The following is a 12,327-nucleotide window of genomic DNA, read 5'->3' as shown; positions in this document are numbered from 1 at the left end:
CCCGGCCCGCCACCGCGCCGGGCGCGCGTCCCGGTCCCGGTCGTGTGCTCGCGCCCGGCCCCTGAAGGCCCCGCCCGCCTCCGGTCCGCTCCGACCCGGTGCCGCGGCAGGTGTCCGGTCCCGGTCGTGTGCTCGCGCCCCGTCCGGCACCGCGCCGGGCGCGTGTCCCTGTTCCGCCCGTGCGCTCGCGTGCGGTACGGCACCGTGGCAGGCGGCCGGTCTCACGGCCCGCCCCGACCTCGCGCTCCCGTCGGCCTCGCGCGGTGAACCCGCCCCCGGGCGCCCGCGGGAACGCCCCGAGGGCCCCGCATCCAGGCGGATGCGGGGCCCTCGGGGCGTTGCGAGGGGGACGGCTCAGCGCACGTCGCCCATGAGGCTCTTGACCTTGTTGCGGTACATCCACACGGCCACACCGGCGACCACGGCGAGCGTGGCCTCCATCGCGACGATGCCCGTCTTGTTCAGGTCGACACCGGCGATGGACAGCAGACCGGTGGTGGCGTCACCGGCGGTGACGGCCAGGAACCAGACGCCCATCATCTGCGAGGCGTACTTCGCGGGCGCCATCTTCGTGGTGACCGACAGACCGACCGGGGAGAGCAGCAGCTCACCGACGGTCTGCGTGAAGTAGATCGCCACCAGCCACAGCGCCGCCGCCTTGTGACCGCCCTCGGCGATCGACAGCGGGGCCAGGAACAGGAAGAACGACACGCCGACCAGCATCAGGCCGGAGGCGAACTTCACGATCGTGCTCGGCTCCTTGCCGCGCCGGTTCAGCGCCAGCCACACCCAGGCGAAGACGGGGGCCAGCGCCATGATCAGGACCGGGTTGACCGACTGGTACCAGGAGACCGGGAAGTCCCAGCCGAAGACGCTGTTCTCGGCCGAGGAGTCGGCGAAGATCGACAGGGTCGAGCCACCCTGGTCGTAGATCATCCAGAAGATCGCGGCGGCGACGAAGAACCAGATGTACGCGGACATCTTCGACTGCTCGGCCCGGTCCAGGTCCTTGTCGCGCTTGATGCGGGCGATCACCATCACCGGGACGATCACGCCGAGCAGCGTCAGCGGCACCAGGACCCAGTTCAGGGTGTAGTTGCCCGTGAAGCCGACGACGGCGTACGCCACCACGGCGATGCCCGCCCACAGCGCGGCCTTGCGCAGCGTCGTGGCCTTCTCCCGGTCGGAGAGCGGCTTCGGGACGACGCTGGACTGCGCGTCCAGGTGGCGGCTGCCCAGCAGGAACTGCGCCACACCGAGGCCCATGCCGAGCGCGGCGAGGGCGAAGCCCAGGTGCCAGTTGACGTTCTCACCGATGGTGCCGATGATCAGCGGCGCGGCGAAGGCACCCAGGTTGATGCCCATGTAGAAGACGGTGAAGCCACCGTCCCGGCGCGGGTCGTCAGGGCCCTGGTAGAGCTGGCCGACCATCGTGGAGATGTTGGCCTTCAGCAGGCCGGAGCCGATGGCGACCAGGCCCAGCCCCGCGTAGAAGGTGCCGGAGGACGGCAGGGCCAGCGTCAGGTGGCCCAGCATGATGATTCCGCCGGCGACGGCGACGGTCTTGCGCGGGCCCCACACGCGGTCGCCGAACCAGCCGCCCGGCATCGTGAGCAGGTACACCAGCGAGAGGTAGACCGAGTAGATCGCGGTGGCGGTACCGGCGCTGAGGCCCAGTCCGCCCGGCGCGACAAGGTACAGCGGGAGCAGGGCCCTCATGCCGTAGTAGGAGAAGCGCTCCCACATCTCGGTCATGAAGAGTGTGGCCAGTCCGCGGGGGTGGCCGAAGAAGGTCTTCTCGGAGCCGGGGGTGCCCGGGGTCACCGAGTCCTTCGTCAGGCTGGACGCCATGGTCGATCCTTGCTGTCGGGACGCGTCGCGCGAGCGTGTACGCGCCCGGTGGGGGGCGGCCGGCACCGGCGGGCCGTACCGTCCACCCCACGCCCGGGGGAGGCCGCTCCGGATCGCGGAACGGCGGACGGCGACCACCGGGATCCACGCCTCCTCCGTGCGTCCACGCGCGGTGAGGCCCGGCCACAGGTCATTCCTTCCGGGGGCCGGCGGGAACCGGCCCGCACACAAAAGAGACCCTCGGCGTCAGCGCCGCCAAAGGTCCCCGTGGTGCAACAGGCGTTGATTCACCATACGGCAGGACAGTGCCGGATATGGAAGGACTTGAGACGCGAATCACAGGTTTCGAAGGAACCACGATCACCCATTCGAAGGTCTTCCCCAGGATCGCACCCCACACACCCAGGTCCGTACCAGGCCCGCCGAAGGTGAGAGGACGGTATGTCCGAGGTAAGGGACGAGCGTGGCGATCACACCCCGGGGCCCACCGCGGCGGGTCTACCATCACTGGCATGACCCGTGTACTGCTCGCCGAGGACGACGCGTCCATCTCGGAGCCGCTGGCCCGCGCCCTGCGCCGGGAGGGCTACGAAGTCGAGGTGCGTGAGGACGGACCCGGCGCTCTCGACGCCGGCATGCAGGGCGGCGTCGACCTGGTGGTGCTGGATCTCGGACTGCCCGGCATGGACGGCCTCGAGGTCGCCCGCCGGCTCCGCTCCGAGGGGCACACGGTGCCGCTGCTGATCCTGACCGCGCGCGCCGACGAGGTGGACACGGTCGTCGGCCTCGACGCGGGCGCCGACGACTACGTCACCAAGCCGTTCCGCCTCGCCGAACTGCTCGCCCGGGTCCGCGCCCTGCTGCGGCGCGGCTCCGCCGAGCCCCAGCAGCCGCCCGCCACCCACGGGGTGCGCATCGACGTCGAGTCGCACCGGGCCTGGATGGGCGACGAGGAGCTCCAGCTCACTGCGAAGGAGTTCGACCTGCTGCGGGTCCTGGTGCGCGACGCGGGGCGGGTCGTCACCCGCGACCAGCTGATGCGCGAGGTCTGGGACACCACCTGGTGGTCCTCCACCAAGACCCTGGACATGCACATCTCCTGGCTGCGCAAGAAGCTCGGCGACGACGCGGCCAACCCCCGCTACATCGCCACCGTGCGCGGTGTGGGTTTCCGCTTCGAGAAGAGCTGAACCCCGCCGGGGTTCGCAGTGGGTAAGAGAACATGCGCCGCCGCCTGATCCAGTCCACGCTCGCCGTGGTGCTCGTCGTGATCGCCGTCTTCGGCGTCTCCCTGGTGATCGTCGAGACCCGCACCATCAGCGCGACCGCCAAGGAGCGGGTGGAGTCCGAGGCGGTGCGGCTGGCCAGCATCGTCGACAGCCGGCTGCTCGTCGAGGACAAGGTCACCGCCGAGATCCTGAGCGACCAGGTCACCGAGGACCGGTACGCGGTCGTCCGGATCCCCGGCAAGCCGCCCATCGAGATCGGCGCCGAGCCGGACGGCGACGTCATCAGCGCCTCGGCGCCCGGCGAGGAGGGCGAGACGGTCACCGTCCAGGAGCCGCGCTCCTCGGTGACCCGGGAGGTCGGCCGCACGCTGCTGATCATCGGCCTGGTGGCGCTGCTCGCGGTGATCGCGGCGGTGCTGCTGGCGATCCGCCAGGCGAGCCGGCTCGCCTCCCCGCTCACCGACCTCGCCGAGACCGCCGAACGGCTCGGCTCCGGTGACCCGCGCCCCCGCCACCGCCGCTACGGCGTCCCCGAGCTGGACCGGGTCGCGGACGTGCTGGACGCCTCGGCCGAGCGCATCGCCCGCATGCTGACCGCCGAGCGGCGCCTCGCCGCCGACGCCTCCCATCAGCTGCGCACCCCGCTGACCGCTCTGTCGATGCGCCTCGAGGAGATCACCCTCACCGACGACCCGGACACGGTGAAGGAGGAGGCGACGATCGCGCTGACGCAGGTGGAGCGGCTGACGGACGTGGTGGAGCGGCTGCTGACCAACTCCCGCGACCCCCGCACCGGCTCCGCGGTCACCTTCGACCTCGACGAAGTGATCAAGCAGCAGCTCGCCGAGTGGCGCCCCGCCTACCGCAGCGCGGGCCGCGCGATCGTCACCTCCGGCAAGCGGGAGCTGCGGGCGGTGGGCACGCCGGGCGCGGTCGCGCAGGTGCTGGCCGCGTTGATCGAGAACTCGCTGATGCACGGCGGCGGCACGGTCGCCCTGCGTACCCGCGTCACCGGAAACCAGGTCGTCGTCGAGGTCACCGACGAGGGCCCCGGTGTCCCCGCGGACCTGGGCGCACGGATCTTCGAGCGGGCGATCAGCGGCCGCAACTCCACCGGCATCGGACTCGCCGTCGCCCGGGACCTGGCGGAGGCGGACGGCGGGCGGCTGGAGATGCTGCAGGCCAGCCCGGCCGTCTTCGGACTGTTCCTGTCCCGCACGCCCCCGCAGCGGTCCGCGGACGAGGAGAACCGCCGGCCGGTGCGCTGAGCGGTGCGGGCCGGGGGTGCCGGACCCCCCTACGGGACGCGCTGCGTCGCGCGGCTCCCGGTGACCCGGCCCGACCCGGCCACCGGCCCCCGGGCCGGCAGCGCACGGAACACCCACGTGCGGTAGGACCAGAAGCGGAACAGGGTCGCGACGCCGATGCCCAGGAACTTGAAGACGTTGCTCTGCAGCGGGCTGTCCCAGCCGAAGCCGTATGTCGCCGCGTACAGGACGCCGTTCTCGATCACCAGACCGACCGCGCTGAACAGCAGGAAGAGCGACATCTCGCGGGTACGGCGGGACTTGTCGCGGTCCCGGTAGGTGAAGTAGCGGAAGCCGACGTAGTTGAAGATGATCGCCACGACGGTGGCGATGACGCTCGCCCGGACCACCTGGAGGTCGGTCACCTGGCGGACCAGGTTGAAGACGCCCAGGTTGACCAGTACTCCGGCTCCTCCCACCGCGCCGAATTTGGCCACTTCCCGGAAAAGCCGCCGAAGCCCCGAGGAACCGCGTTCCATCGTCTGCAGGCTCCCGTCGATCGAATGCGTCAACGCAGCCATGCTAACCACCCACCCGTGCGATCTTCCTGCGGACGCGGGCCGTGACCGCGGTCCTTCCCGTGCGACGGGAGGGAAATCGGCCACCGTGGCGCGGGCCGATACCCTGGGGGCGTGACATTCCCGGTAGTCGGCATGGTCGGCGGGGGCCAGCTCGCTCGTATGACACACGAGGCGGGCATCCCGCTCGGCATCAGGTTCAAGCTCCTCAGTGACACTCCGCAGGATTCCGCGGCGCAGGTCGTCGGCGATGTCGTCGTCGGCGACTACCGCGACCTGGAGACGCTGCGCGCGTTCGCGCGCGGCTGCGACGTGATCACCTTCGACCACGAGCACGTGCCCACCGAGCACCTCAGGGCCCTGGAGGCGGACGGCATCCCCGTCCGCCCGGGCCCCGACGCGCTCGTGCACGCCCAGGACAAGGGGGTGATGCGCGCGAAGCTCGACGCGATCGGCGTGCCCTGCCCGCGGCACCGCATCGTCGCGGACCCCGCGGACGTTGCCGCGTTCGCGGCGGAGGGTGAGGGTTTTCCCGTCGTCCTCAAGACGGTCCGCGGCGGTTACGACGGCAAGGGCGTGTGGGTCGTCGACTCCGCAGAGGAGGCCGCCGAGCCGTTCCGGGCCGGTGTCCCCGTCCTCGCCGAGGAGAAGGTCGACTTCGTGCGCGAGCTGGCCGCCAACGTGGTCCGCTCCCCGCACGGCCAGGCAGTCGCCTACCCGGTGGTGGAGTCCCGCCAGGTGAACGGCGTCTGCGACACGGTCGTCGCGCCCGCTCCCGGCCTCGACGAGACCCTCGCCCTGAGGGCCGAGGAGATGGCGCTGAACATCGCCAAGGAGCTCGGCGTTGTCGGCCACCTCGCCGTGGAGCTGTTCCAGACCCGCGACGGCCGGGTCCTCGTCAACGAGCTCGCGATGCGCCCGCACAACTCCGGCCACTGGTCCCAGGACGGTGCGATCACCTCGCAGTTCGCCAACCACGTCCGGGCCGTCCTCGACCTCCCGCTCGGCGACCCGCGCCCGCGCGCGCCGTGGACGGTCATGGTCAACGTCCTCGGCGGCGACTACCCGGACATGTACTCCGCGTACCTGCACTGCATGGCCCGCGACCCCCAGCTGAAGATCCACATGTACGGCAAGGACGTGAAGCCCGGCCGCAAGGTCGGACACGTCAACACCTACGGCGACGACCTGGACGACGTGCTGGAGCGCGCCCGTCACGCAGCCGGCTACCTGAGAGGCACGATCACCGAATGAGCGCCCACCCGTCGCCCGGCCACCACTCCTCGGCGAGCGCTGACGCGCGCCCCTTCCCTTCGGTCGGCATCGTCATGGGGTCGGACTCCGACTGGCCCGTCATGGAGGCGGCGGCCAAGGCCCTCGACGAGTTCGAGATCGGCTACGAGGTCGACGTCGTCTCCGCGCACCGCATGCCCCGCGAGATGATCGCGTACGGCGAGCAGGCCGCGGACCGGGGCCTGAAGGCGATCATCGCCGGCGCGGGCGGCGCCGCCCATCTGCCCGGCATGCTCGCCTCGGTGACCCCGCTGCCCGTCATCGGCGTGCCCGTGCCGCTGAAGTACCTCGACGGCATGGACTCCCTGCTGTCCATCGTGCAGATGCCCGCCGGTGTCCCGGTCGCCACGGTCTCCGTGGCCGGCGCACGCAACGCGGGCCTGCTCGCGGCCCGAATCCTCGCCTCCCACGACGAGGAACTCCTCGGCCGGATGCGGGAGTTCCAGCAGGAGCTGAACGACCAGGCCACCGAGAAGGGCAAGCGGCTGCGCGCCAAGGCCGAGGGGTCCGGCAACGGCTTCGGCTTCGGTAAGTGAGCGGGGCGGGTGCCATGACCTCCCTCGACGACGCCCGAGCGCTGCTGGCCGAGTTCCCCGTCGTCGACGGGCACAACGACCTGCCCTGGGCACTGCGCGAACAGGTCCGCTACGACCTCGGCGCCCGCGACATCGCCGGTGACCAGTCCGCCCATCTGCACACCGACATCCCCCGGCTGCGCGCGGGCGGGGTCGGGGCGCAGTTCTGGTCGGTGTACGTACGCGCGGACCTGCCGGACCCGGTGCCGGCGACGCTGGAACAGATCGACTGCGTACGGCAGCTGCTGGCGCGTCACCCGGAGGACCTGGCGCCCGCGCTGACCGCCGCCGACATGGAGGCGGCGCGCGCCCAGGGCCGGATCGCCTCCCTCATGGGCGCGGAGGGGGGCCACTCCATCGCGTGCTCCCTCGGCACGCTCCGGGGGCTGTACGACCTCGGGGTGCGCTACCTGACCCTCACGCACAACTTCAACGTGCCGTGGGCGGACTCGGCGACCGACGAGCCCGGCGTGGGCGGTCTGTCGGCCTTCGGCCGCGAGGTGGTCCGGGAGATGAACCGGCTCGGCATGCTGGTCGACCTCTCCCACGTCGCCGCGACGACCATGCGGGACGCGCTGGACACCACCTCCGCGCCGGTGGTCTTCTCCCACTCCTCGGCCCGCGCGGTCTGCGACCACCCGCGCAACATCCCGGACGACGTACTGGAGCGGCTTCCCGCCAACGGCGGCATCGCCATGGTGACGTTCGTCCCGAAGTTCGTGCTCCAGGCGGCCGTCGACTGGACCGCCGCGGCCGACGAGCACCTGCGCGCGCACGGCTTCCACCACCTCGACACCACCGCCGAGGCGATGCGGATCCACCGCGCGTTCGAGCAGGACCACCCGCGCCCGGTCGCGACGGTGTCCACGGTGGCGGACCACCTGGACCACATGCGTGAGGCGGCCGGCATCGACCACCTCGGCATCGGCGGCGACTACGACGGCACGGCCTTCACCCCCGACGGCCTGAACGACGTCTCCGCCTACCCGAACCTGATCGCCGAACTCCTCGACCGCGGCTGGTCCAGGTCCGACCTCGCCAAGCTCACGTGGCGGAACGCGGTACGGGTGCTGGGCGCCGCGGAGGACGTGGCCCGGGACCTGCGGTCGACGCGCGCACCCTCTCACGCCACCCTGGAGTCCCTCGACGCCTGACCCCGCCCCGGCGGCGGGGCCGGGGGCGGCCGTACCCCCGAACGCCGCGTTCACCAGGAAGTCCGCGGGTGCTTCGTGCGACGGTGACCGTACTGCCGAGGTCACGACGTACGGAGCCCGTGATGGCCGATCTCCAGGACGACCTGCACCCCGCCGCCGAGGCCGGGCGGGTCGGCGAGCCGTACCCGGAGGAGGCGGTGGTCGTCGGGCCGGAGGAGTACGAACCCGTCTCCGATCCCGACGACGCCCCGCTGACCCGGGCCCGCGCCGTCCTCGCCGCCCACCCCGTGGCCGACGGCTACAGCGGGCTGCCCCAGGCGCTGCGCGGGCTGCCCTGGTACGACCTCGACCTCGGGGAGAGCGCCGTCGACGCGGACGTTCCCCGGCTGCGCAAGGGCCAGGTCGGTGCCGTGTTCTGGTCGCTGCACCTGCCCGAGGGACCGGGCGGTGACCGGGCCGTCGGCGCGACCCTGGAACAACTGGACCTGGCGAAGGCGGTGGTCGACGCCCACGCCGAGGGCCTGCGGGCCGCCCGCACCGCCGGGCAGGTCGTCGACGCCCGCAACTGCGGCCGGGTGGCGGTGCTGTTCGGCCCCGCCGGTGCCGCCGCCCTCGGCGACTCACTGAGCGTCCTGCGCTCGCTGCACACCCTCGGGCTGCGCGTGATCACCCTGGCGGGCGCCTCCTGGGCGGGCGCTGCGGGCCTCACCCGGTTCGGTGAGGAGGTCGTCCGCGAGATGAACCGGCTCGGCATGGTCGCCGACCTCTCGCACGCCTCCACCCCGACGATCCGCCGGGCCCTCGCCCTCTCCAAGGCGCCCGTGATGTTCACCCGTTCGGCCGCCCGCGACCTGCGGCCCCACCCGGCCAACCTCCCCGACGAACTGCTCGCCGAGGTGGGGGAGGCCAAGGGCCTGTGCCTGGTGCCGCTGACCGCCGAACAGGCCGGCCCGACCGTCCGGGACGTCGCCGACCACCTCGACCACATCCGCACCCTCGCCGGGCCGGAGTGCGTCGGCCTGTCCGGCACCTACGACACCAGGAGCGCCCATCCGCGGGAACTCGGCGACACCTCCTGCTACCCCACCCTGATCGCCGAACTGCTGCGGCGGGGCTGGGAGGAGTCCGACGTGGCACTGCTGACCTGGGGCAATGTCCAGCGGGTGCTGCGCGGCGCCGACTTCACCGCGCACGCCGCCCGGCAGCGCCGCCCCCCGTCGACGGCGACGATCGCCGAGCTGGACGGCTGAGCCCGTCCCCTACGGCTGCTCGATCCGGCACAGGCAGAACGGATGACCCGCGGGGTCGGCGTACACCCGGAAGTCCTTCTTCCTGTCGTCCTCCCGGTCCAGCACCCGTGCCCCCAGCGCCAGTACCTTCTCCTCGGCCGCGTCGACCTCCTCCCAGGTGCCCCCGGCGTCGAAGTCGAGATGGAACTGCTGGGAGCCGTGGTCGGCGCGCGGCCAGTCCGGCGGGATGTGGCCCGGCGCCCGCTGGAAGGCCAGCCGCGGCCCCGCGGGGATCTGGAGCACCACCCAGTCCGGGTCCTCCTCCACGGGTGTGCCGCCGGCGACGGCCGCGTAGAAGACGGCCAGTTCGCGCGGATCGGGGCAGTCGAGGACGACGTTGCGCAGGCGGGCCACCGCGGCCATGGATTCCTCCCTGGTTGTCAACAGGCGCACAGGCAGAACGGGTGCCCGGCCGGGTCCGCGTAAACCCGGAAGGTCCGCGACCGGTCCTCCGTGTCGAGCGGCTTCGCGCCCAGTGCCAGCACCTCCTTCTCGGCCGCGTCCAGGTCCTCGACGGTCAGGTCCAGGTGGAACTGCTGGGAGCGGTCCGCCGCCGGCCACCGGGGCGGTACGTGTCCCGGGGCCGCCTGGAAGGCCAGCGTCGGGCCGCCGGGCACCTTGAGGTCCACCCAGTCGCCCTCGTCCTCCACCGTGCCGCCCACGATCCCGGCGTAGAACCCGGCCAGCGCATGCGGATCGGGACAGTCCAGGACGACGGCACCCACCTTGGCCACGGACATGACTTCCTCCTCGACATTCGAAGGGAGTTACCTGTATCTGCGAGCAACAGGTAACCGTTACTGCATGCTGCACCATAGGGGGTAACGCCGCAAGGGGAATCGCCGGAGAGCCCAGAGCCGAGAGGTACGGTCCAGGCATGAGTGAGAGATCGGCCCCGCCCGGTGGGCTCGCCCTGGTCCAGTCCCTGGTCAACACGCTGGACGTCGAAACGGGCGGCGACACGCTGGACACCGCGGAGGGCCGCGCGCCCTTCGGGCTCACCGAGGACACCGCCGACTCCGCCCGCGAACTGCGCGAGTCCCTGCGCGCGACGCTGCTCGCCCACGCCGGCCACCCCCCGCACCGCGCCGTCACCCCGCTGGGCGACCTGCTCGCCGGGGCGCCCCTGGTGGTCACGGTCGACACCACCGACGGATCCGCCGCCCTCGCGCCGGTCGACGACGGTCCCCTGGTCTCCCGGATCGCCGCCGCCGTCGCCGAGGCGGTCACGGCGGGCACCTGGAACCGGCTGAAGGCGTGCGAGGCCGCCGACTGCCACTGGGCGTACTACGACCGCAGCCCCGCCGGACGCGGACGCTGGTGCTCCATGCAGGTGTGCGGGGCGCGCGCGAAGATGCGCCGCTACCGGGCGAAGGGCGCCTGAGCGCTCCGCCGGACGTACGGCGACGTGCCGTCGACCGTCTGCGGCGCCGCCGTGGCCGGCCGCACCCACGCGGCGGTGGCCGTACGCCGGTGCGGTCCCGCACACCCTCAGGGCGTCGCCGCACCGCGCCCGCGCCCGGTGCGGCAGAATGCGTCAGGACGTCGGTTCGGCCGACTGAGCCTCGGCCGAACCGGCGTCCTCCTCGTGCCGGCGCCCGTCAGACGCCGGGGCGCCCCATGGCGCGCAAGCGCCACCCGGCCCGCCGCCACGTCTCGGCGTCGAGCGCGTTGCGCCCGTCCAGGATCAGCCGGTCGGCCGCCACCTCGCCCAGCTCCGCCGGGTCCAGCTCGCGGAACTCCCGCCACTCCGTCAGGTGCAGGACGACGTCCGCGCCCCGCACCGCCTCCAGCGCCGAGTCGGCGTACCCCAGGGTCGGGAAGATGCTGCGGGCGTTGTCCATGCCCTTCGGGTCGTACACCGTCACCTGGCCGCCCTGCAGGTGGATCTGCCCGGCCACGTTCAGTGCCGGCGAGTCCCGGACGTCGTCCGAGTCCGGCTTGAAGGTCGCGCCCAGCACCGCCACCCGCTTGCCGAGGAACGGCCCGCCGCCCAGCTCCTGCCGGGTCAGCTCCACCATCCGGCCGCGCTGGCGCATGTTGATCGAGTCGATCTCGCGGAGGAACGTCAGTGCCTGGTCGGCGCCCAGCTCACCCGCGCGCGCCATGAACGCCCGGATGTCCTTGGGCAGACAGCCGCCGCCGAAACCGATCCCGGCGCGCAGGAACTTCGCGCCGATCCGGTCGTCGTAACCGATGGCCTCCGCCAGCTTGGCGACGTCACCGCCCGTCGCCTCGCACAGTTCCGCCATCGCGTTGATGAAGGAGATCTTGGTGGCCAGGAACGAGTTCGCGGAGGTCTTCACCAGCTCCGCCGTCGGGAAGTCCGTCACCACGAACGGCGAACCCTCCCCGACCGGCCCGGCGTACACCTCGCGCAGCAGCTTCTCCGCCCGCTCGCTGCGCACGCCCACGACGACCCGGTCCGGGTGCAGCGTGTCCTGGACGGCGAATCCCTCGCGCAGGAACTCCGGGTTCCACGCCAGCTCCGCGTCCTCGCCGGCCGGGGCGTGCTCCGCCAGGTAGGCGGCCAGCCGGTCGGCCGAGCCCACCGGCACGGTGGACTTGCCGACGACCAGCGCCGGGCCTCTCAGGTGCGGCGCGAGCGAGGCGATCGCGGAATCGACGTACGACATGTCGCAGGCGTACTCGCCGTGCCGCTGCGGCGTGTTCACGCACACGAAGTGGACGTCGCCGAACTCGCCCACCTCGGCCCAGTCCATGGTGAACCGCAGCCGCCCGCTCGATCCCTCGATCCCGGCGACGTGCCGGCGCAGCAGGTCCTCGAGCCCCGGCTCGTACATCGGGACCTCACCGCGCCGGAGCTTGTCGATCTTCTCCGGTACGACGTCGAGACCGAGCACCTCGAACCCCAGCTCCGCCATGGCCGCCGCGTGGGTCGCTCCGAGATAACCGGTGCCGATCACGGTGATCTTGAGGGCCATGGGTGCTCCAGGGGTCATCGGCAGGCAGGGCGCGCCCGAGCATATCCGGGGAACCGGGACGGGCACCGGTCGGCTGTCGTCAAGCTCACCTATCCACGACCGTGGATGAAGGCATAAAATTCGAGTTACTTAACGGTAGTTAGCGTGATCAGCATCGCAGTGTTTT

At 72.0% G+C, this 12,327-nt stretch carries 12 protein-coding genes; 7 read left to right on the top strand and 5 right to left on the bottom strand.

Features of this window, described 5'->3' with window-relative positions:
• Positions 1–354: 354 nt before the first annotated feature.
• Positions 355–1,851: an oligopeptide:H+ symporter gene (locus tag BU52_RS29345; protein WP_037940154.1), complete on the bottom strand. Its 1,497-nt coding sequence runs from the start codon at positions 1,849–1,851 to the stop codon at positions 355–357.
• Positions 1,852–2,363: 512 nt separating this feature from the next.
• Here BU52_RS29345 and BU52_RS29340 point away from each other — a divergent pair.
• Together BU52_RS29340 and BU52_RS29335 are read left to right on the top strand one after the other, a co-directional pair.
• The gene (locus BU52_RS29340; RefSeq protein ID WP_037940153.1) at positions 2,364–3,041 is read left to right on the top strand and encodes a response regulator transcription factor; all 678 of its coding nucleotides are present in this window, start codon (positions 2,364–2,366) and stop codon (positions 3,039–3,041) included.
• A 32-nt stretch (positions 3,042–3,073) separates the two neighbouring features.
• Entirely contained in the window at positions 3,074–4,348 is a 1,275-nt protein-coding gene (locus tag BU52_RS29335; protein WP_037940152.1) for an ATP-binding protein, read from the top strand.
• 29 nt (positions 4,349–4,377) lie between these two features.
• Here BU52_RS29335 and BU52_RS29330 read toward each other — a convergent pair whose 3' ends face one another.
• Positions 4,378–4,866 (bottom strand): GtrA family protein, encoded by a 489-nt coding sequence (locus BU52_RS29330; RefSeq protein ID WP_037940160.1) that lies wholly within the window; start codon positions 4,864–4,866, stop codon positions 4,378–4,380.
• Positions 4,867–5,019: 153 nt separating this feature from the next.
• On the opposite strand from BU52_RS29330, the gene BU52_RS29325 reads away from it, so the two are divergent.
• The 4 genes from BU52_RS29325 to BU52_RS29310 all read left to right on the top strand — a co-directional run bounded on the left by BU52_RS29325 (position 5,020) and on the right by BU52_RS29310 (position 9,177).
• The gene (locus tag BU52_RS29325) at positions 5,020–6,159 is read left to right on the top strand and encodes a 5-(carboxyamino)imidazole ribonucleotide synthase (protein ID WP_037940151.1); all 1,140 of its coding nucleotides are present in this window, start codon (positions 5,020–5,022) and stop codon (positions 6,157–6,159) included.
• A 74-nt stretch (positions 6,160–6,233) separates the two neighbouring features.
• Complete coding sequence (gene purE, locus BU52_RS29320; protein ID WP_037940158.1) at positions 6,234–6,734, top strand: 5-(carboxyamino)imidazole ribonucleotide mutase; 501 nt, start codon at positions 6,234–6,236, stop codon at positions 6,732–6,734.
• A gap of 14 nt (positions 6,735–6,748) precedes the next feature.
• Positions 6,749–7,927, top strand: a complete 1,179-nt coding sequence (locus BU52_RS29315) for a dipeptidase (RefSeq protein ID WP_037940150.1) — start codon at positions 6,749–6,751, stop codon at positions 7,925–7,927.
• A 122-nt stretch (positions 7,928–8,049) separates the two neighbouring features.
• Entirely contained in the window at positions 8,050–9,177 is a 1,128-nt protein-coding gene (locus BU52_RS29310; RefSeq protein ID WP_037940149.1) for a dipeptidase, read from the top strand.
• 9 nt (positions 9,178–9,186) lie between these two features.
• On the opposite strand, the gene BU52_RS29305 is transcribed toward BU52_RS29310, so the two are convergent.
• Both BU52_RS29305 and BU52_RS29300 read right to left on the bottom strand, forming a co-directional pair.
• A complete protein-coding gene (locus tag BU52_RS29305) occupies positions 9,187–9,579 on the bottom strand; it encodes a VOC family protein (RefSeq protein ID WP_037940147.1) in 393 nt (130 codons plus the stop codon).
• 17 nt (positions 9,580–9,596) lie between these two features.
• Positions 9,597–9,956: a VOC family protein gene (locus tag BU52_RS29300; protein WP_037940146.1), complete on the bottom strand. Its 360-nt coding sequence runs from the start codon at positions 9,954–9,956 to the stop codon at positions 9,597–9,599.
• 137 nt (positions 9,957–10,093) lie between these two features.
• On the opposite strand from BU52_RS29300, the gene BU52_RS29295 reads away from it, so the two are divergent.
• On the top strand, positions 10,094–10,600 hold the full coding sequence (locus BU52_RS29295) for a CGNR zinc finger domain-containing protein (RefSeq protein WP_037940141.1): 507 nt from the start codon (positions 10,094–10,096) through the stop codon (positions 10,598–10,600).
• Positions 10,601–10,817: 217 nt separating this feature from the next.
• Here the strand turns inward: BU52_RS29295 and BU52_RS29290 are convergent, their stop codons facing one another.
• Positions 10,818–12,161, bottom strand: coding sequence for a UDP-glucose dehydrogenase family protein (locus tag BU52_RS29290; protein WP_037940137.1), 1,344 nt, complete (start codon positions 12,159–12,161; stop codon positions 10,818–10,820).
• Positions 12,162–12,327 lie beyond the last annotated feature (166 nt).

This window comes from Streptomyces toyocaensis (assembly GCF_000725125.1).
In the GTDB taxonomy this organism is placed as follows: domain Bacteria; phylum Actinomycetota; class Actinomycetes; order Streptomycetales; family Streptomycetaceae; genus Streptomyces; species Streptomyces toyocaensis.
This window is presented reverse-complemented; position numbering and strand designations above follow the sequence as displayed.